This window comes from Pseudomonas sp. W2Aug9, from assembly GCF_023127755.1.
Lineage (GTDB): Bacteria > Pseudomonadota > Gammaproteobacteria > Pseudomonadales > Pseudomonadaceae > Aquipseudomonas > Aquipseudomonas synxantha_A.
The window spans coordinates 124907-144831 of sequence record NZ_SPKL01000032.1 but is presented as its reverse complement, the minus strand read 5'-3'; the positions used below and the strand labels follow the sequence as shown (position 1 = coordinate 144831).

The window sequence follows — 19925 nt, the reverse complement described above, 5'->3', positions numbered from 1 at the left end:
GGGTATGAATGCCCTTTGATTTCGAGGCCCATGGCATGTCGATACAGATCGCAGTGATAGATGATTGGCAGAACGTCGCCAGTGACGTGGTGGATTGGTCGGCGCTGGACGGCGTGGGTCAGGTACATTTCTCCACGACTACCCCGCTGATACGGCGACAATGGTTGAACGCTTGAAGGGCTTCGAGGTGATTTGCGTCATGCGCGAACGCTCCACCTTCGACAAGGCCTTGCTGCAAGGGCTGCCCAAGCTAAAATTGCTGGTCACCGGCGGTATGCGCAATGCTGCCATCGATATTGCCGCCGCCAAGGCCCTGGGTATCCAGGTGTGCGGCACCGACAGCTATAAACATGCGGCGCCGGAACTGACCTGGGCGCTGATCATGGCCTCTACGCGCAATCTGCTGGCCGAAGCCAACTCGCTGCGCGCAGGCGGATGGCAGATGGGCCTGGGCGGTGACCTGCATGGCAAGACCCTGGGCGTGCTCGGCCTGGGCAGTATCGGCCAGAAAGAGTCCATACATAGGAGCGAGCTTGCTCGCTCCTACACTGATCGGCATTAGACGTGATTATCCGATTTGATCACGGCATTTTCACAAGGCCTTCACTTTTCGACCTATAAGGTCAGGCCTACCTACTCCAGTGAATCACTTGGCCCGCCCTCTCCTCGCGGGCCTTTTTTTTGCGTGCGCAAACCTTTATCAGCCATCACGCCTGATCGCTGTCATGGTAAAGCACAGGGGCAGTTGCGCGGCCTGATGCTCATATTGATCGTAGAGTTCTTCCCGGTTGGAATGCGGGTATTCCTGCAAATGAGCGATCTGCAACTGCGCTGCGATAGCCGCGCTGACCACACTGCCCAGGGTATGTACATACCAATAGGAGGTCGGCCCGGGCCGCTCGTCCTTCCCTTCATAGACAATTGCCTCCTGCAGCACAAAGGGTTCACGCTGGAAGTAAGAACTGGCAGGCAGCATCGGGTTGGCCCCACAGGGGTCAAACACCTCAAGAAAGGGATGGGTTTCGTACATGACCAACGTACCGCCGGGCTTCAGCACACGGGCAACCTGGCGCATGAACAACGCCACATCCGGCATCCAACCCAGTACGCCAATGGTCACCAGGGCAATATCGAACCGTGCCTGCAAACGCTCCGGCAAATGGTGGATATCGGTCTCAATGAAATCAGGGCTGTGTGGCGAGACCTCGGCCAATTCCCGCGCCTGTTCAAGAAACGCCCGGGATTGATCAACCCCCACCACCGAACGGGCCCCCAAGCCATACAACGAAAGGCTTTCGCGTCCGTTGTTGCAGCACAATTGCACCACGTCCTTGCCCACCACACCTATCTCATGCAGCAACGCGGTGATAGTGGGGTCAAGGCAGGAAAAGTCAGGTTCGGCCACCGAGGCCAGTAGCTCCCTCCAGGTCGCCGTGTCTTTGTGCAACCGGGCCGATTCGTCCCAAGCGTTTTTATTGCTGGCAATCGCCTCTTGCGCTGAGGGCATGTCCATTGCGTCTCCAGAAAGTCAATACAGCGGGCTTAGGAACATAAGCCAAATATCTGCCAGATAAAACCCGCAGCCCCAGCGAAACTTATGGCCAAGCCTACCGGTCATTAAGCCATCGCGTTTTCAGCCCTTGAACGCCGCTCTTGAAGGTCGCACTGTGGCCCATCATTCAGATCTGCGTACCGCCCTTTCCCTGGACAGCCTGAACTTCTTCCTCGCGGATGTTCGCGACGGTCTCGGGCCGTACCTGGCGATCTACCTGCTGGCGGTCCATAAATGGGACCCGGCCAGTATCGGCGTAGTCATGACCCTGGCCGGTATCGCCGCCTTGATCACCCAGGGCCCGGCGGGTGCGCTGATCGACCGAACCCGCAGCAAGCGTGCAGTCATCGCGATTGCCGCGCTGCTGGTCACCGGCAGTTGCCTGATACTGCCCTTCGTCAGTTCATTTGGCTGGGTGGCGCTGACCCAAGCCGCCAGCGCCGTTGCCGCATCGGTATTCGCCCCGGCCATTTCTGCCATCTCCCTTGGTATTACCGGCCCCCGTGCTTTCACTCGGCGTACCGGGCGCAACGAAACCTTCAACCACGCCGGCAACGCTGTGGCCGCACTGCTGGCCGGGGGCCTGGCGTATCTGTATGGGCCGGTGGTGGTGTTTTACCTGATGGCGTTTATGGCGGTCGCCAGTGTCATTGCGGTCAGTTGTGTTTCTGGCAAGGCGATTGATCATGACGTGGCCCGTGGCTTCGATCCCGCCCATCACAGTGACCATGAGCAGCCTTCGGGCCTGACCGTCTTGCTGGCTAACCGCCCGTTGCTGCTGTTCGCCGTGTGCTGCGCGCTGTTTCACCTGGCCAATGCCGCGATGCTGCCACTGGTCAGCCAGAAACTGGCGCAGATCAACCTGCAGATGGCCACCCCCCTGACCTCAGCCTGCATTGTCGCTGCACAGTTGGTCATGGTCCCGATCGCCTGGCTGGTCGGGCTCAAGGCTGATATCTGGGGGCGCAAGCCGCTGTTGCTGGCCGGCTTTCTGATCCTGCCGCTGCGTGGCGTGCTGTATACCCTGTCCAGCGATCCGTATTGGCTGGTGGCGGTGCAGATGCTTGACGGTATCGGCGCGGGTATTTTCGGCGCGTTGTTCCCGGTGATCGTCAAGGACCTGACCCAAGGCACCGGGCGTTTCAATGTCAGTCTGGGCGCCCTTTCCACTGTGTTCGGCCTCGGCGCGGCGCTAAGCAGCAGCCTGGCCGGCTTCGTGGTGCAACAGGCCGGCTATAACGCAGCCTTTCTGACCTTGGCGGGCGTGGCGGGCGTGGCGTTGCTGCTGTTGTGGCTGGCGATGCCGGAAACCCTGGCAAAACCCAGCCTGCAGGTGCCGGTAATGGGCTGAAGCAGAGCCCCCCTGTCATCCAAGGTGCTCTGCCCCGCCCGCGTTCAGGAAATAAAGATGCCTGCGCCATTCAACTGAGTCATGTTCACGCCCATTAACATCACCGAGTTGTCACCAAAGGCCAGCACGGTGTTGTCCTCGAATGTCGAGGCATAAGAGCGGTAATCGTAATCCTGACCCAGGCCAGCCATACCCATGAACACCAATTTATCGCTGGCCTGGTAACCCTGGATCCGGTCGTTGCCGAAGATGCCGTCGAACAGGAAGGTATTACTGCCACCGCCTGCAACCATCAGGTCATTGCCGGTGCCGCCGACAAATACGTCATTACCCGGGCCTCCGATCAGGTGATCGTCGCCGCCCAAGCCGAACAGCCAATCACCCGTGGCATGAGCGGTGAGGACATTGTCATGCGCATCTCCGTTGGTAGAGGCCGCGTAGTGCGTCAGGTCGTTACCGGCCAGCAGGCCATCGCCGGTCACCTTATAAGTGATGTCATTGGAGCCCCAAGGGATTGAAGTCCAGGGTATATAGGCCGTTTCTTTGCTGACCAATGCGCCGATATCCCGGGTCATACTGATACCGCCATAGGCGTCGTTGACATACAACGTGCCATCGCCGTCATTGGCAAAGCTGAAGGCGCCCAGTGGCTTTTGCAGTTCGAAGACGTTATTGCCCTGCCCCCCCAGCAGGATGTTGTAGCCGCCGTCATCGCGGAAACGATCATCACCTGCGCCACCTTCCAGGAAGTCATTGCCCGCTCCGCCCTTGAGCAGGTCGTTGCCCTCGGTACCGAATATAAAGGTATTGCCGGTGTGTTTTTCGGCGTAGCGGTTCAGGTCTTGCACCCAGGTGGTTTCACGCGTGGCCTCGCTGAGGCTGGAGAGTACGATAGTCGAGTCTTTGCTGGTCAGGTCGTAGAAATCCGAGGACGCGATACGCTTCATGCCTTGGATGTAACCGTCCAGGGAGTGAGCCTTGCCGACTCCCCAGTTGAGGGCATTGGGTAAATGCGCCCAGGCCGAGGCGTAGTTATCGGTAAAGCTGACCAGGTTATTGGCCGCCGAATCCCAAACGCTATCGTTACCCCAGCGCAGTGCCGACGTATTGATGCCTTCGCCATCAATGGCCTTGAACACCAGGTCATTCTCATAGCCGATATTCAAGATCCGAGTGTCACCCGAACGTTGTGTGGGTGAGGCAAAGGTTACGTAGTTGGCATCCTCGAAGAAACCGCCCCAATGATCATGGCTCAAGGTCGCCAAGCTGTTGGCCCCGAGTGCGCCGAGGCTATGGCCGGTGACCAGGATATCCTTGCCGGTCAAGCCCTGGCTCCTGGCGTAGCTGGCGACGTGCTCCAATAAGCCACTGAACGCGAACTGAGCATAATTGGCGGCGTATCCGGGAACGGCGGCAGCAGCCAGATCGCTGGCGACGTCGCCCAATCCATCCCAGGACAAGCCAAAGGACGTCCCACGAAAGGCAACCCCCATGGCGATCAGCTTACCCACGCCATCGTACTGTCCCACAATCTTGACGTTGGCGGAGGGAGCCAATACCGTCTCGCCCCAAAAGGTGCCGTACTCGTCGACTTTCTGCGTCACCCCCAGTGCTTGCGCACCGATAGGCGCCCAGCCGCCAGCGGTCAGCGGTTGGCCGCTGGCGTCATAAGCGTAATCGGACAAGGCCAAAGCGTCGTTCAGCAGCGCCTTGGCCTTCTGGCCCGTCATGCTCTTGTAATCGAAAACCCCCATACCCGTTGCCCCTTTTCAGATGACTTTTGATGTGGCCTCAGTGCCCATGGCCGGGACAGATTGGTGATGGACGGGAAAGGACTGTCAATCGTTACCTAAAAAATGAATACCTGCCCGCCGGCCCGAGCTTTGGTTTCAGCGCTTCGAATCACGCAAGGCGCGGAACATCGTCGTCGACTGCCATACAACTGTCGCCTCACATATGCGACAATGCGCGCCAAATTCCAACACACATCCCAAATTTTCCGCTCAGCGACCGGGTTTCGCGCCTTGATGTCGCTGTTGACGCATGCCTGAAGGCACCTGCCGTCACGCTCGCAACCCATTGATAGGTAAAGTAATTGATCTCCACAGCTAACATCACCATGCAGTTCGGCGCCAAGCCGCTCTTCGAGAACGTCTCGGTCAAGTTCGGCGCCGGCAACCGCTATGGTTTGATCGGGGCCAACGGTTGCGGCAAGTCGACCTTCATGAAAATCCTCGGTGGCGACCTCGACCCGTCCGGCGGCCAGGTCATGCTGGAGCCGAATGTGCGCCTGGGTAAACTGCGCCAGGACCAGTTCGCCTACGAAGAATTCACCGTGCTCGACACCGTGATCATGGGCCACGAGGAGCTGTGGAAGGTCAAGGCCGAGCGCGACCGTATCTACTCGCTGCCGGAAATGAGCGAAGAAGACGGCATGGCCGTGGCCGAGCTGGAAACCGAGTTCGCCGAAATGGACGGCTACACCGCCGAATCCCGCGCCGGTGAGTTGTTGCTGGGCCTGGGGATTCCCCTGGAGCAGCATTTCGGCCCGATGAGCGAAGTGTCCCCAGGCTGGAAACTGCGTGTATTGCTGGCTCAGGCGCTGTTCTCGGACCCTGAAGTGCTGTTGCTCGACGAACCGACCAACCACCTGGACATCAATACCATCCGCTGGCTGGAAAACATCCTCACCCAGCGCTCCAGCCTGATGATCATCATCTCTCACGACCGTCACTTCCTGAACAGCGTGTGCACCCACATGGCTGACCTGGACTACGGCGAGCTGCGCCTGTTCCCGGGCAACTACGACGAGTACATGACCGTGGCGACCCAGTCCCGCGAGCAGTTGCTGTCGGACAACGCCAAGAAGAAAGCGCAGATCTCCGAACTGCAATCCTTCGTCAGCCGCTTCTCGGCCAACGCCTCCAAAGCCAAGCAGGCCACGTCCCGTGCCAAGGCGATCGACAAGATCCAACTGGCCGAAGTCAAGCCGTCGAGTCGTGTGAGCCCGTTCATCCGTTTCGAGCAGAACAAAAAGCTGCACCGCCAGGCGGTCATGGTCGAAAAGATGGCCAAAGGCTTTGACGGCAAGCCGCTGTTCAAGGACTTCAGCTTCCAGGTTGAAGCTGGCGAGCGCGTGGCAATCATCGGCCCGAACGGTATCGGCAAGACCACCCTGCTGCGCACCCTGGTCAACGAACTGACCCCGGATGCCGGCAGCATCAAGTGGACCGACGCCGCCGAACTGGGCTACTACGCCCAGGACCACGCCCACGACTTCGAAGACGACGTGAGCCTGTTCGACTGGATGGGCCAGTGGACCCAAGGCGAACAAATGATCCGTGGCACTCTGGGCCGCATGTTGTTCTCCAACGACGAAATCCAGAAGTCGGTCAAAGTGATCTCCGGTGGTGAGCAAGGCCGCATGTTGTTCGGCAAGCTGATCCTGCAAAAGCCGAACGTGCTGATCATGGACGAACCGACCAACCACTTGGACATGGAATCCATCGAGGCGCTGAACCTGGCACTGGAAAACTACCCGGGCACGCTGATCTTCGTCAGCCACGACCGCGAGTTCGTATCGTCCCTGGCGACCCGCATCATCGAGTTGAGCCCAAGCGGCGTGATCGACTTCAGCGGCACCTATGACGACTACCTGCGTAGCCAGGGTGTGGTGTTCTAAGAACGCCCTCAGCTTCCAGGGCAGTCAGATCCAAATGTGGGAGGGAGCTAGCCCCCTCCCACATTGGTTAGAGCAGTGGCATCATGGCCGTACCGCCCGCCAGCGATCGAGTACCCATGCCTGCCGCCCCCTCCTCCCTGTCGATCACCCTGCAGATCGTCTCCATCGTGTTCTACACCTTCATAGCCTTTATCTGCATCGGCCTGCCGATTGCGGTGATTCCAGGCTATGTGCACGAACAACTGGGTTTCAGCGCAGTTGTCGCCGGGGTCACCATCGGTTCGCAATACCTGGCCACGTTGCTCAGCCGCCCGATGGCCGGACGGATGTCGGATAACGTCGGCACCAAGCGTGCGATCGTGCTGGGCCTGGCCGGCATCCTGATCAGCGGCGTGCTGACCTTTATCGCCACCCTGGTGGACAGCCTGCCAGCCTTGAGCCTGGGCATTCTGATCGTCGGCCGCCTGTTGCTGGGCGTGGCCCAGGGCCTGATTGGCGTGGGCACCATCAGTTGGTGCATGGGCGCGGTGGGGACTGAACACACGGCCCGCTCGATCTCCTGGAATGGCATTGCCTCCTACGGCGCCATTGCCGTTGGTGCGCCGGTCGGCGTGGTGATGGTGGCGGAATATGGCTATACCAGCCTGGGAGTTGCCCTGTCGGTGTTGGCGGGGCTGGGGCTGGTGCTGATCCGCAATAAACCGTCGGTGCCGGTGGTGCGCGGTGAGCGGCTGCCGTTCTGGGCAGTGTTCGGGCGAATCGCACCGTTCGGCACCAGCCTGTGCCTGGCGTCGATTGGCTACGGCACGCTGACGACCTTCATTACCCTGTACTACCTCAATCGTGGCTGGAGCGGCGCGGCGTTTTGCCTGACGGTATTTGGCGCGTGTTTTATTCTCTCGCGCCTGATGTTCATTTCTGCCATCAGCCGGTTTGGTGGGTTTACCGCCGCCATCGCCTGCATGAGCATCGAAATCCTGGGCCTGACGCTGCTGTGGCTGGCGCCGTCCACCGGCGTCGCCTTGATCGGTGCCGGGCTGACCGGCTTTGGCCTGTCGCTGGTGTACCCGGCGCTGGGGGTTGAAGCCATCAAGCAAGTGCCGGACAGCAGCCGAGGTGCGGGGCTGAGTGCCTATGCGGTGTTTTTCGACCTGGCGCTGGCGATTGCCGGGCCGTTGATGGGCGCCGTGGCGTTGAATCTTGGCTACGGCTGGATCTTCTTCTGTGCCGCGTTGCTGTCGGTCAGCGCACTCGCCCTGACCGTACTGCTCAGGCGCCGCGCCTACTGATCAGCCGTCTGCAGGCCGGCACGCGTCGCCTCACCGAGGGTTCGGCTGAAAAAGCGCCCGGCCTCGGAGACCATATCGCGGTGAATACCTTCGCGGTCGACGCCATCGGCATCGGTGCAGATGCCTGGCATTGTCGCCAGTTGATCGCTGTCGCATGGCGCCATGAATACAAAATGCCCTGCCCCGGCCAACAGCTTGAAGTCCGGTGGCTCCGGCAGTTTACGCGCCAGGGCGGCAGCGTTTTTGTCCACCGCCACCAACTGGTCGCCGTCGCCACTGTAGAGCAACACCGGCACGTGCACATCGGCCAGAGTGTGGCGGCCGAACATCAGGCTCAGTGGCGCCATCAGCATCAAGGCATGGATGCGTGGGTCGGCCTGGGGCTGCAAGTCGTCGCGGTCGACCACCAACTCGCCCTTGGTGGTGCAGGCATCACGGTCCTCGGGGCGTTGTTGGCAGTAACGGCGCAGGCGCTCGAAATCCGGCTTGGCGCCCGCCAGGATCAGCGCGGTTTCGCCACCGGCTGAATAACCGATGACACCAATTTGATCGACATCCACAAAGGGCGACAGCATGGGATCAGCCAGGGTCGCGGTGATCGCCTGGGAGATCTGGATCGGCCGGCCATACAGATTACTCACAGTGCCCAGGCGGCTGTGGTCCTTATAGTTGTCGCCGGGGTGCAGGACCGCCACCACCACAAATCCCTTGCGCGCCAGTGACGTGGCCAGATCATGCAAGGCCAGGGGCGTGCCGGTATTGCCGTGGGACAACATCAGCATGGGAAAACGGCCGATGGCAACCTTGGCGTCTTCACTGGCCGCGACCTGATAGGCGCCCAGCGGCGTGGTGCGTTCGGTGTCAGTGGAAGGGTAAAACGCAATGGCCTTCATCGGCTGCGAATCCAGCGGGTCGAGCACGCTCATGCGATGAAACCCCACACTCCAATGCGGGTGCGGTGCCGGTGCAGCGTGCACTGAAAGTAGGCCGCCAAACAGGGACAGAATCAAAACAGCACCAAGACGCATCATGGGGATGTCCACCTTTGCTGCGTAAGAACCGGCATGTCGAATAAAAGTCCAGGTATCGGATCCCTATCTGCATAACCTCTGCATAACCTGGGCCACAAACGAAAAAACTCCGTACTCCGCTCGCGTTCAGGCGATCAGAATACAGAGTTTAGGCGCCCGGCTTCAGAATGAAACCGGGCAACGGCTTAATTTACACAAGCCTTACGCGGCGGCGAACAACTGCTGGTTGATCCGCACGTTGGCGTCGTTCAATGCTTTGCTGCGCGCTTCATCACCGTAGGCCAGCCCTTCAGCGCGGACGATTTCAATATTGGTGATGCCGAGAAAACCGAACAGCAGTTTCAAGTAGCCTTCATGGGCAGCGCCAGATGCCTGATCCGCGTGCAAGCCACCGGCCGTGGACACGATAATCACCTTCTTGTTACCGCACAGGCCTTCAGGGCCGGCTTCGGTGTAGCGGAAGGTCTGGCCGGCAACCGCGATGCGATCAATCCAGGCTTTCAACTGGGTAGGAATAGTGAAGTTGTACATCGGCGCGCCTACCACTATGGCATCGGCGGCGAGGAATTCAGCCAGCGATGATGCACTCAGTTCGGCCTCGTGCTTTTGCGCGGCATCGCGCAGTTCGGCCGCAGTGCCCAGTGCACCCAGGGTAGCGCCGGAGAAGTGGTTGATGCCTTCGCTGGCCAGGTCACGGTAAGTCACTTGCACACCCGGTTCAGCCGCTTGCCATGCCTTGACCACACCGGCACTGAGTTGGCGGGAAGCCGAGTTGTCGCCGAGGATGCTGGAATCGATATGCAGTAGTTTCATGGTGGATCTCCGAGGTGGGATCGACAGTGGCGATCAGATGGTGGTGATGCTACGCATGAAACCAATAGTCGATAAGCCACCTGAAATGCGATAGTTTGTCCTACTGACAGGACAATAGGCCGACCATGCAAGACCTTAATGATCTCTACTATTTCGCCAAAGTCGTCGAAGCCGGCGGTTTCGCCGCGGCGGGCCGGCTGCTGGGGATTCCCAAGTCCAGGCTGTCACGGCGCATTGCCGAGCTTGAAGAGCGCCTGGGAGCGCGCCTGCTGCAACGCACTACCCGACAACTGACCCTGACTGCCGTGGGCGAGCGTTACTTGCGCCATTGCCAGGCGATGTTGCTGGAAGCGGAGATGGCCGATGAGGCCGTGGCGAGCATGTCCAGCGAGCCGCGTGGACGCCTGCGGGTCACGTGCCCGGTGGGTCTGGCCCAGCAGATCCTGCCGGAATTGGTGGCAGGCTTTCTGGCCGCGCACCCGTTGGTGCAACTGGACATGACCTTGGTCAATCGCCGCGTCGATCTGGTCGCCGAAGGCATTGATGTGGCCCTGCGTGTGCGCGAACTGGGTGATGAAGACCCGCTGCTGGTGACCAAGCGCCTGCGCCAGGCCCAGACAGTGCTGGTCGCCAGCCCGGCATTGATGCGCGAGCGGCAGGTCCTCGCCCTTGAAGACCTCAAGCAACTGCCCATACTCGGCGCACTGGAAGCCGACCGCATGGTGCACCAGCGGATTATCGACCCCCAGGGCAACCTTCACGATCTGGTGATGGAGGCCCGCCTGGGCATCGATGACTTCATCGTGCGCAAGGCCAGCGCCATCATGGGCCTGGGCTTTACGGTGCTGCCGATGATGTATTGCGAAGAGGAACTGGCCAGCGGCCGCCTGGTGCAATTGCTGCCGCAATGGTCATTGCCGGGCGGCTGGTTGCAAGCCGTATACCCGCATCGGCGCGGCGTGCTGCCGGCGATCCGCGCGTGGATCGACTATTTGGAAGAAGGCTTCAAAGGCTGTGGAGATCGATTGTTATGAGCATGACTGAAGCACAAGTGGCCGCGTTCTGCCTGACCCTGCCCGGTGCGCGGGAAGATTATAAGTGGGGCGGTGTGCGGGTGTTCTCGATTGCCGGCAACAAGATGTTCGCCCTGCAGAACCTGCGCGGCGAGTCGCTGGCGTTCAAGGTCGACAAGGAACTGTTCCTGGGCCACGTCGACCGCCCCGGCATCCACCCCGCACCGTATCTGGCGCGGGCGCAGTGGATCATCATGAATACGCCCTACCCGCTGGGCGCCGATGAGCTGCGTGGCTTGTTGCAGCGCTCCCACCAACTGGTGGTGAGCAAACTGCCCAAGCGCACGCAGGTCGGTTTGTTGCTAGAGGATTGAAAGCAGCGTACCGCCCAGGAACAGCTGGTCCAGCCAAAACACCTGATGCAGCAGCACGATCACCCAGAACAGCACCTGGTAAGACACCTTGCGCGTCTTGTGCCTGAACACCTGCTGGGCAATCAGCGCACCCGGCCAACCGCCTGCCAGCTCGACAGCGTGCAGAATGTTTTCCGGGGTGCGCCGGCCCTCGGTCTGCGCCTTGCGCTTGTCGCTCCAGTACAGGAAGAACGCCACCACACTGACCACGCCATACGCCGCCAGCGGGATCACCGTCTCGCCGCGATACCACAGCACCGCTGAACCCAACAGTGGCGCGGCGCATAACAACACAAAGATCAGCGCCTTCAGGCGTGGATGCTGGATGCTCATGGCTTGACCGCAGTCCAGTCGATCCAGCCGAATTGCCAGGTCGCCAGGATGACCAGGCCGAAGGCAATCCGGTACCAGGCAAAGACCGCGTAGCTGTGGCTGGCGATGAACTTGAGCAAGCCCTTGACCGCGATCATGGCGAAAATGAACGAGGTGACAAAACCTATGGCGAATACCGGGAAGTCCGCCGGCTGGAACAGGTCGCGGTACTTGTAGCCCGAGTACACCGCCGCCCCGACCATGGTCGGCATGGCCAGGAAGAACGAAAACTCGGTGGCCGTCTTGCGCGACAGGCCGAACAACAGGCCGCCGATAATCGTCGCACCGGAGCGCGAAGTGCCCGGAATCATTGCCAGGCACTGGGCCAGGCCGACCTTGAGGGCGTCTTTCCAGGTAATGTCATCCACCGTTTCAGCGCGCACCGCATGTTGGCGCTGTTCGGCCCACAACATGATCACCCCACCGACCACCAGGGCACTGGCGACGGTGATCGGGTTGAACAGGTAATGCTTGATCAGGTCGGCAAAAATCACCCCCAATACCACCGCCGGCAATACGGCGATGATCAGGTTGACGGTGAAACGCCGGGCCTTGGGCTGGGTCGGCAGGCCGATGACCACATCGAGGATCTTACGGCGAAACTCCCAGACCACCGCCAGGATCGCGCCCAGCTGGATGATGATATTGAAAGCTTCGAAACGCTCGCCGCCGAAATTGATCAGGTCGGCGACGATGATCTGGTGCCCGGTGCTGGAGATCGGCAGGAACTCCGTCAGCCCCTCGACGATGCCGAGAATCAATGCCTGTATGGCGGTCCAAAAATCCATGCTCTCTCCAAAGGTCATGCGCGTGGCATGCCTCTTAGTCTTTTTTAAAGTTCACTGACGACGAGCGCACTCAAGCGCCCGCGGTTGATTCTCAACGCCGGTCTGCAAAAATTCCGTGAAAAATCAGGCAGTACTCAGGTTTTTCGATTCCGGGCCGAAAGCCTATCAGACACGCCGGAAATCTCGAAGCAGCACCACAATTATAAAGAGCATGGAGTGACAGGACGATGAACAGTTTGCGCAGCATGTCGATCAGCCGCCGCCTTTGGCTGATCCTGATAGTCGCCGTGTTGATGCTGCTGGCCTTGGGGCTGCTGATGCTGAACCAGATCCACGGCGACCTCTACCAGGCCAAGCGCCAGCAGACCCAGCACGTGGTGCAGACCGCCAGTGGCGTACTCGGGTATTACCAGAACCTGGAAAAAACCGGGGTACTGACCCGCGACGCCGCGCAGCAGCAAGCCCTGAGCGCGGTGCGTGGCCTGCGCTACGACCACGATGACTACTTCTGGATCAACGACCTCACCCCCGTGATGATCATGCACGCGGCCAACCCCAAGCTCGATGGCCAGAACCTCTCGGCGATTCGTGACCCGGATGGTTTCGCCGTGTTCAATGAGTTCGTGATCCTGGCCAAGGCCAAGGGCGCCGGGATCGTCAACTATCGCTGGCCGAAACCGGGCGCCGACGCTCCGGTGGAGAAAACCTCCTATATCCAGCTGTTCGAACCCTGGGGCTGGATTATCGGCTCCGGCGTGTACGTCGATGATGTGCAGGCCGAGTTCAAGACCCAGGTATGGAAAGCCTCGGCAATCGGCCTGGGCATTGCGCTGATGATGGCCGTGCTGGTGGTGCTGATCGCCCGCAGTATCGTGCAGCCGTTGCAGGCGGCGGTGAATGCCATGGGCAATATTGCCAGCGGTGAAAGCGACCTGACCCGCAGCCTGGACACCCATGGCAGCGACGAGCTTACCCAGCTGGCCCGCCACTTCAATGGCTTCACCGCCAAGTTGCGCCAGGTGGTCGGCCAATTGCAGGTATGCGCGAACGCTTTGGGCCAGTCATCCACCGAGTTGGGCCACAACGCCAGCCAGGCCCACGACCGCAGCCAGCAGCAGTCGCAGCAGATGGAACTGGTGGCCACCGCCATCAACGAAGTCACTTACGGCGTGCAGGACGTGGCCAAGAATGCCGAGCACGCGGCCAGCGAAATGCGCGATGCCCAAGCCCAGGCGCAACAGGGCCAAGTGAATATCGACGGCAGCTTGCAGCAGATCGATCAGCTCTCCAGCACCATCAGCCAGGCTGTGGAGGTGATCCGCACGCTCTCCAGCGAAAGCACGCAGATCGGCGGCGTACTCGAAGTGATCCGTTCCATTGCCGATCAGACCAACTTGCTCGCCCTCAACGCCGCCATCGAAGCTGCCCGCGCCGGGGAGCAAGGCCGTGGCTTTGCGGTGGTTGCCGATGAAGTGCGCTTGCTGGCCCAGCGCACGCAGAAATCCACCGCCGAAATCCAGGTGATGATCGAGCGCCTGCAAGGCCACTCGGAAGCGGCGGTCAAGGTCATCAGCGACAGCCACAGTGCCTCGCAACTGACCATCGAACAGGCCGGCCAGGCCGGAGCCAGCCTCACCGCCATCGGCCAGGCACTGCACAACCTCAACGGGTTGAATGCTTCGATTGCCAGCGCCACCCTGCAACAAGCCCATGTGGTGGAAGACATCAACCAGAACGTCACCCAGGCGGCCGGGCTGTCCCACAGCACGGCGCTGGCGGCGGAACAATCCAGCGTGGCGAGTGCGCAGTTGCGGGGCTTGAGTGAACAGCTTGATGGGCTGTTGCGTCAGTTCCGAATCTAGCGCCGGGTAAATTGTGGGAGGGGGCTTGCTTAGCCTTATGTAGGAGCGAGCTTGCTCGCGAAAAACCCAGAGGCGCCGCGTTTACTCAGGAAACACGCGTTACCGTTGACGTTTTTCGCGAGCAAGCTCGCTCCTACACGGGGCATGGTGGCGAGCCCCCTCCCACATTTGTATTGCTGTGTTTTGAGGATCGGTGAGCTCTGGGTACAATCACCGCCCTCTCCCACTTCCCAAGGATCCGCCATGTCCGGGCTTGAACTGTTCGCCGCCGCCCTGGGGGTGATCGCTGTCTGGCTGACGGTCAAACAAAACCCTTGGTGCTGGCCCATCGGCCTGGTGATGGTGCTGCTCTACACCTGGGTGTTTTTCGAGGTCAAGCTCTACTCCGACATGCTGCTGCAAGTGGTCTACGCCGCGTTGCAGGTGTATGGCTGGTGGCAATGGACCCGTGCCGGCGAAGTCAAACAGGGCCGTCAGGTCACCAGCCTGCGAGCGCCTGCGATCATGATCAGCCTGGCCGTAGGCGCCGTCGGCAGCCTGTTGCTCGGCGCCGCCATGGCTCACTGGACCGACGCCGCCCAGCCCTGGCTCGACGCCGCCCTCACCGGTTTCAGCCTGGTGGCGCAGATGTGGATGGCGCAAAAACGCGTGCAGTGCTGGGCGCTGTGGATTGTCGTTGACGTGATTTTTGTTGGGTTGTTCCTCTACAAAGGCCTCTACCTCACAGCCGCGCTCTATGCACTGTTTACCGTGATTGCCGTACAAGGCTGGCGCGAATGGCGCACCGACCCGGCGTTGCACTCATGAAGGTGGTGGTATTGGCAGGCCCGGAATCCAGCGGCAAAAGCTGGTTGGCGGCGCAACTGAACGCGCACTTCGGCGGGTTGATGGTGGGTGAATACGTGCGGCATTTCATCGATCACCATCAGCGTGACACGACCCTGGCGGATATCCCCGCCATCGCCCATGGCCAATTAGCCTGGGAAGACAGCGCCCGCGCCCGGCACCCTGCCCTGTTGATCCTCGACACTCATTTGCTGACCAACAGGCTATGGAGCCAGACCCTGTTTGGCGATTACCCCGGTTGGCTTGATGACGAACTGCTGGCCCGGCAGTACGACCTGCACCTGCTGCTCTCCCCCGAGGACGTGGAATGGAGCGCCGATGGCCAGCGCTGCCAGCCGGAACTGGCCGATCGCCGGGCGTTTTTCCAGGCCAGCCTGGAGTGGATGCAAGAGCATCAACAGCCGGTGGTGGTGATTCGCGGGGATTGGGAGCAGCGTCGCCAAGCGGCATTTTCCGCAGTAGAGCAGTTGCTCAAGCGCTGACACACTTCCCCTGTGGGAGCGGGCTTGCCCGCGAATGCTATGTATCAGCTAGCACATGCATAGACTGACCCACCGCTTTCGCGGGCAAGCCCGCTCCCACATTTTTTACCGTACCAGGCTTTAGTAACCCAACGACAAGCCCGTGTTGCGCCGCGGATCGTTCGCCCCATAGAAACGATTGTTACCCACTGGCTTGCCACCCAGGGAAGGCGCGCCTACCAGGATCGCCGCCAAGTGGTTGGCATCTTGCGGGCCTGCAAACTTATGGCCCCAGCTTTCGAGGATCTTCTGGGTATCCGGGCTGACCGCAAAGGTCTCAAGGTTAGTGGTCTCGGGCATCCATTGCTGATGGAAGCGTGGTGCGTCGACCGCTTCCTGGATATTCATCTTGTAGTCGATCACATTCAGGATGGTCAGCAAGGTGGCGGTGATGATGCGGCTGCCACCTGGCGTGCCGACCACCATGACCGCCTTGCCGTCCTTGGTGACGATGGTCGGGCTCATCGACGACAGCGGCGCCTTGCCCGGTGCGATAGCGTTGGCTTCGCCCTGCACCAGCCCGTACATGTTCGGCACGCCGACCTTGACGGTGAAGTCGTCCATTTCATCGTTGAGGATCACCCCGGTCTTGCTCGCCATCACCCCGGCACCAAACCAATCGTTGAGGGTGTAGGTCACCGAGACCGCGTTGCCCCATTTGTCGACGATCGAATAGTGAGTGGTGTTGTTGCCTTCGTGGGGTGACACACCTGGCTTGATCGCCTGGGAATCACCGGCCTTTTGCGGCTCGATGGCGGCGCGCAGCTTGGTGGCGTAGTTCTTGTCCAGCAGATGCTCGATCGGGTTCTTCACGAAATCCGGATCGCCGAGGTAGCTGTTGCGGTCCACGTAGGCATGGCGCATCGCTTCGATCTGGTAGTGCAGGCCCTGGGCCGAGTGATAACCGAGGTCGGCCATCGGGTAGCCTTCGAGGATGTTCATGATCTGGCAGATCACCACGCCGCCCGAACTGGGTGGCGGCGCCGAGACCACATGGTAACCACGGTAATCGCACTCGATGGGCGCCAGTTCGCGGGTCTTGTACTTGTCGAGGTCGGCCTGGGTGATGATGCCCTTGCCGGCCTGGCTGGAATCCACCAAGGCCTTGGCCACCCAACCTTTATAGAAACCGTCGGTGCCCTTGGTGGAGATTTCCTTGAGGGTCCTGGCCAGGTCTTTTTGCACCAATTTCTGGCCCACCTGCATCGGTTGGCCGTTGTGCAGGAAGATCCCGCGCAAATCCTGATCTTTCTCGAATTCGCCAGTGGCGGTGTGCAACAGGTCGATATCGCCCTGCTCCAGCTCAAAGCCGTTTTCCGCCAGTTTGATCGCCGGGGCAATCACTTGGGCGCGCTTGAGAGTGCCGTATTTGCTCAGGGCCAGTTCCATGCCGGAAACGGTACCCGGTACGCCGACCGCCAAATGGCCTTTGGCGCTGAGGCCCTCGACCACGTTGCCGGCCTTGTCCAGATACATGTCGGCGGTGGCCGCCAACGGGGCCTTTTCGCGGAAGTCGAGGAAGGTCTTGCGTCCGTCCGCCAGTTGCACGGTCATGAAACCGCCGCCACCGAGGTTACCCGCCGCCGGGTACACCACCGCCAGCGCGTAGCCCACGGCAACGGCTGCATCCACTGCATTGCCGCCGGCCTTGAGCACATCCACGCCGACATGTGTGGCCAGGTGCTGGGCCGTCACCACCATGCCATTTTCACCGGCTACCGGGGCCTGGGAAGCGGCGTGAACACCGCTGACTGTCAACACGAGCGCAGTGGCGATCAAAGTGCGGTGCAAAGGTTGGTATTTCATCCATGGCTACTCTATTTATTGAGATGCGCCAAAATAGCCGCTCCCAAATCTAATCCCCAGTGCAATGGCGTTTTTATTACAGAACTTGTCGGTCATGGAACGGACGCGTAACGAAACAGCGAATAAACCGAATGTGGGAGGGGGCTAGCTCCCTCCCACATTTGTACCGTCAATGGCGCTAGAATCAGCGCCACTTTTTCGCCGCCGCTTTGATACGAGCCTTTTTCATGAGCTTTGATTTCGACACGCTCCACCCACGCCACGGTACCGGCAGTACCAAGTGGAGCCGTTACCCGCAAGACGTTCTGCCGATGTGGATCGCCGATATGGACATCGCCGCACCGCCCGCTGTATTGCAGGCCCTGCACACGCGCCTCGACCAACAGATTCTTGGCTACAGCGTAGCCGGCCCGGATGTGCGCGAGGCCATCATCGCGGACCTGTGGGCCAAGTACGCCTGGCGCGTACAACCTGAAGAACTGCTATTTCTGCCTGGCGTCGAGCCTGGTTTCAACATGGCCTTGCACGCCTTCGTCAAACCCGGCCAAGCGGTAGTGCTGCAAACCCCCAACTACCGGCCGATTCGCCTGGCACCCGGCAACTGGAACCTGCCGCGCATCGAAATGCCGTTCGAGTTGATCAACGGCGAATACGTCACGCCAATGCCTGCGATGCGCCAGGCATTAAGCGGTGCCGGTGCGCTGCTGCTGAGTAACCCGCACAATCCCATCGGCAAAGTATTCCCCCGCGAAGAACTGCAGGCTGTGGCCGACGCCTGCCTTGACAGCGGCGCGCTGATCATCAGCGACGAGATTCATGCCGAGCTGTGCTTCGATGGTCGCCGGCATATCCCCACTGCCAGCCTCAGCCCCGAGATTGCCCAGCGCACTATCACCCTGATGTCGGCGAGCAAGGCGTATAACGTGGCCGGCTTGAAGACCTGCTTCGCCGTGGTGCAAAACGCCGAGCTGCGCGAGCGCTTCAATAACGCGCGCTGCGGCATGGTCGACAGCGTCAGCCCCCTGGGCCTGGAAGCCACTCGCGCGGCCTACAGCCAATGCGGCGACTGGCTCGCTGCGCTGTTGCAGTACCTGCAGGCCAACCGTGATTACCTGCTCGATGCGCTAAAGACCCGCCTGCCCGGTGTAGTGATGCACGCACCACAAGGTACCTTCCTGGCGTGGCTCGATTGCAGCGCATTGGGCCTGGAAGACCCGCAACGGTTCTTTCTGGAACAGGCCAGGGTCGGCCTGAGTGCCGGGATTGAATTTGGCGATGACAGCCAACAGTTCGTGCGCCTGAACTTCGGTTGCCCACGGGCGATGCTCGAGGAAGGTATACAGCGCATGGAACGTGCCTTGCGCCAGCGCTGACTTGCCCAGCGAAACATTCGTGGGAGGGGTAAGCAATCCCCACCCACGTTATCCATTCACAACTTGGCGATGGACACTTCCGTCGACTTCACAAAGGCAATCACTTCGCTGCCCACCTTCAATTCCAGGTCACGTACCGAGCGCGTGGTAATCACCGAAGTAACAATGCCGGACGCCGTCTGCACGTCGATTTCCGACACGACTTCCCCCAGCAGAATTTCCTTGATTACGCCTTTGAACTGGTTGCGCACGTTGATCGCTTTGATGGTCATGTCGGCTTTCCTTTTGGCTGTTGGGTCAATCCGCACGAATGCGCAGGCCCCCAAAATGCGCCTCACGAGAAAACATTAAAAGGAATAAATAACTATTTATCCATTCCATAATGATATATCAGGGAAATATCCTTCGGCGCCCATCTGCCCGGCGCCGCACGCTCGACAGCGACGTATGACCGCATATCTTGTGCGTTGACCAACCTTGTTACACACCATATAGTGTGCCCACAAACAGAACAGACCACTACATAGTGTGCAGAATCGGTATTCACCGACCACACTCAGCGCAGTATTTCAATGCCTGGTAGCCTGCAAATCGCACATTTTTTGGACGGGTTGAACACCGTCAGAACGGATCAGAAGGGAGTATTTCAATGCTGAGTTGGGATGAAGTCGACAACGAAGACACCGGTGCAGCGGTGATCAAAGGCGCCAACGCCGGCCATGCAAGCGAAGCCAACATGGACCGCCTCGACGGTGCCGGCGCCGCTGCTGCCCTGGAGGCGCGCAACGTGACCGCCAACGACTCCGCCGCGATCATCCGCGCCAAGGCCGCCCTGGACAAACTCGACGTCGCCGAAGGCCTCGCTGAGCTGGAAGGCTCCGCCGCCCGCGTCGCCGTCGACGAAAAGCGCATGATCAACTGCCGCGCCGACCTCAACCAACTCGTGCCTTTCAAGTACGACTGGGCCTGGCAGAAGTACCTCGACGGCTGCGCCAACCACTGGATGCCGCAAGAGGTCAACATGACCGCCGACATCGCCCTGTGGAAAAACCCCGAAGGCCTGACCGACGACGAACGCCGCATCGTCATGCGCAACCTGGGCTTCTTCTCCACCGCCGACTCCCTGGTCGCCAATAACCTGGTGCTGGCCGTGTACCGCCTGATCACCAACCCGGAGTGCCGCCAGTACATCCTGCGCCAGGCCTTCGAAGAA

Annotated in this window: 18 protein-coding genes and 1 pseudogene; 11 read left to right on the top strand and 8 right to left on the bottom strand. The window is 60.2% G+C overall.

The genetic code is table 11. The features are described from left to right. Positions 1–35: 35 nt before the first annotated feature. Positions 36–511, top strand: a pseudogene (locus E3O56_RS20425) (NAD(P)-dependent oxidoreductase); the annotation flags it as partial. A 189-nt stretch (positions 512–700) separates the two neighbouring features. Here the strand turns inward: E3O56_RS20425 and E3O56_RS20420 are convergent. Next, positions 701–1513, bottom strand: a complete 813-nt coding sequence (locus E3O56_RS20420; RefSeq protein WP_248128900.1) for a class I SAM-dependent methyltransferase — start codon at positions 1511–1513, stop codon at positions 701–703. Between the two features lie 154 nt (positions 1514–1667). On the opposite strand from E3O56_RS20420, the gene E3O56_RS20415 reads away from it, so the two are divergent. Beyond that, entirely contained in the window at positions 1668–2903 is a 1236-nt protein-coding gene (locus E3O56_RS20415) for an MFS transporter (RefSeq protein ID WP_032875647.1), read from the top strand. A gap of 44 nt (positions 2904–2947) precedes the next feature. Here E3O56_RS20415 and E3O56_RS20410 read toward each other — a convergent pair whose 3' ends face one another. Continuing rightward, positions 2948–4657 carry a polyurethanase gene (locus tag E3O56_RS20410; protein ID WP_248128899.1) on the bottom strand — a complete coding sequence of 570 codons (1710 nt, stop codon included), beginning with the start codon at positions 4655–4657 and terminating at the stop codon, positions 2948–2950. Between the two features lie 341 nt (positions 4658–4998). On the opposite strand from E3O56_RS20410, the gene E3O56_RS20405 reads away from it, so the two are divergent. Both E3O56_RS20405 and E3O56_RS20400 read left to right on the top strand, forming a co-directional pair. Beyond that, positions 4999–6585, top strand: a complete 1587-nt coding sequence (locus E3O56_RS20405) for an ABC-F family ATPase (RefSeq protein ID WP_003191057.1) — start codon at positions 4999–5001, stop codon at positions 6583–6585. A 116-nt stretch (positions 6586–6701) separates the two neighbouring features. Beyond that, on the top strand, positions 6702–7874 hold the full coding sequence (locus tag E3O56_RS20400; RefSeq protein ID WP_248128898.1) for an MFS transporter: 1173 nt from the start codon (positions 6702–6704) through the stop codon (positions 7872–7874). On the opposite strand, the gene E3O56_RS20395 is transcribed toward E3O56_RS20400, so the two are convergent. Together E3O56_RS20395 and E3O56_RS20390 are read right to left on the bottom strand one after the other, a co-directional pair. After that, complete coding sequence (locus E3O56_RS20395) at positions 7868–8905, bottom strand: dienelactone hydrolase (protein ID WP_248128897.1); 1038 nt, start codon at positions 8903–8905, stop codon at positions 7868–7870. The genes E3O56_RS20400 and E3O56_RS20395 overlap by 7 nt on opposite strands. Before the next feature lie 201 nt (positions 8906–9106). Further along, a complete protein-coding gene (locus E3O56_RS20390) occupies positions 9107–9718 on the bottom strand; it encodes an FMN-dependent NADH-azoreductase (RefSeq protein WP_005788514.1) in 612 nt (203 codons plus the stop codon). A 125-nt stretch (positions 9719–9843) separates the two neighbouring features. On the opposite strand from E3O56_RS20390, the gene E3O56_RS20385 reads away from it, so the two are divergent. Together E3O56_RS20385 and E3O56_RS20380 are read left to right on the top strand one after the other, a co-directional pair. Beyond that, a complete protein-coding gene (locus E3O56_RS20385) occupies positions 9844–10752 on the top strand; it encodes a LysR substrate-binding domain-containing protein (protein WP_032875659.1) in 909 nt (302 codons plus the stop codon). Further along, positions 10749–11105, top strand: a complete 357-nt coding sequence (locus tag E3O56_RS20380) for an MmcQ/YjbR family DNA-binding protein (RefSeq protein ID WP_103734264.1) — start codon at positions 10749–10751, stop codon at positions 11103–11105. Before E3O56_RS20385 ends, E3O56_RS20380 begins: the two co-directional genes overlap by 4 nt. Here E3O56_RS20380 and E3O56_RS20375 read toward each other — a convergent pair. Both E3O56_RS20375 and E3O56_RS20370 read right to left on the bottom strand, forming a co-directional pair. Beyond that, positions 11094–11477, bottom strand: coding sequence for a DUF1294 domain-containing protein (locus tag E3O56_RS20375; RefSeq protein ID WP_228309834.1), 384 nt, complete (start codon positions 11475–11477; stop codon positions 11094–11096). The genes E3O56_RS20380 and E3O56_RS20375 overlap by 12 nt on opposite strands. After that, on the bottom strand, positions 11474–12304 hold the full coding sequence (locus E3O56_RS20370; protein WP_005788518.1) for an undecaprenyl-diphosphate phosphatase: 831 nt from the start codon (positions 12302–12304) through the stop codon (positions 11474–11476). Before E3O56_RS20370 ends, E3O56_RS20375 begins: the two co-directional genes overlap by 4 nt. Before the next feature lie 227 nt (positions 12305–12531). Between E3O56_RS20370 and E3O56_RS20365 the strand changes: the two genes are divergently transcribed. The 3 genes from E3O56_RS20365 (at position 12532) to E3O56_RS20355 (ending at position 15494) form a co-directional block, all read left to right on the top strand. Beyond that, complete coding sequence (locus tag E3O56_RS20365) at positions 12532–14166, top strand: methyl-accepting chemotaxis protein (RefSeq protein ID WP_032875667.1); 1635 nt, start codon at positions 12532–12534, stop codon at positions 14164–14166. A 243-nt stretch (positions 14167–14409) separates the two neighbouring features. Further along, positions 14410–14973 (top strand): nicotinamide riboside transporter PnuC, encoded by a 564-nt coding sequence (gene pnuC / locus E3O56_RS20360; RefSeq protein ID WP_032875669.1) that lies wholly within the window; start codon positions 14410–14412, stop codon positions 14971–14973. Further along, positions 14970–15494: an AAA family ATPase gene (locus E3O56_RS20355; RefSeq protein ID WP_032875672.1), complete on the top strand. Its 525-nt coding sequence runs from the start codon at positions 14970–14972 to the stop codon at positions 15492–15494. The genes pnuC and E3O56_RS20355 overlap by 4 nt, the downstream gene beginning before the upstream one ends. A 120-nt stretch (positions 15495–15614) precedes the next feature. Here the strand turns inward: E3O56_RS20355 and ggt are convergent, their stop codons facing one another. Further along, a complete protein-coding gene (gene ggt, locus E3O56_RS20350) occupies positions 15615–17339 on the bottom strand; it encodes a gamma-glutamyltransferase (protein WP_248128896.1) in 1725 nt (574 codons plus the stop codon). 227 nt (positions 17340–17566) lie between these two features. Between ggt and E3O56_RS20345 the strand changes: the two genes are divergently transcribed. After that, positions 17567–18712, top strand: a complete 1146-nt coding sequence (locus tag E3O56_RS20345; protein ID WP_223018928.1) for a PatB family C-S lyase — start codon at positions 17567–17569, stop codon at positions 18710–18712. Between the two features lie 56 nt (positions 18713–18768). On the opposite strand, the gene E3O56_RS20340 is transcribed toward E3O56_RS20345, so the two are convergent. Continuing rightward, the gene (locus E3O56_RS20340; RefSeq protein ID WP_003173733.1) at positions 18769–18984 is read right to left on the bottom strand and encodes a TOBE domain-containing protein; all 216 of its coding nucleotides are present in this window, start codon (positions 18982–18984) and stop codon (positions 18769–18771) included. A 377-nt stretch (positions 18985–19361) separates the two neighbouring features. Here E3O56_RS20340 and E3O56_RS20335 point away from each other — a divergent pair. Then, on the top strand, positions 19362–19925 hold a 564-nt coding region (locus tag E3O56_RS20335; RefSeq protein ID WP_248128895.1), incomplete at its 3' end, for a ribonucleotide-diphosphate reductase subunit beta.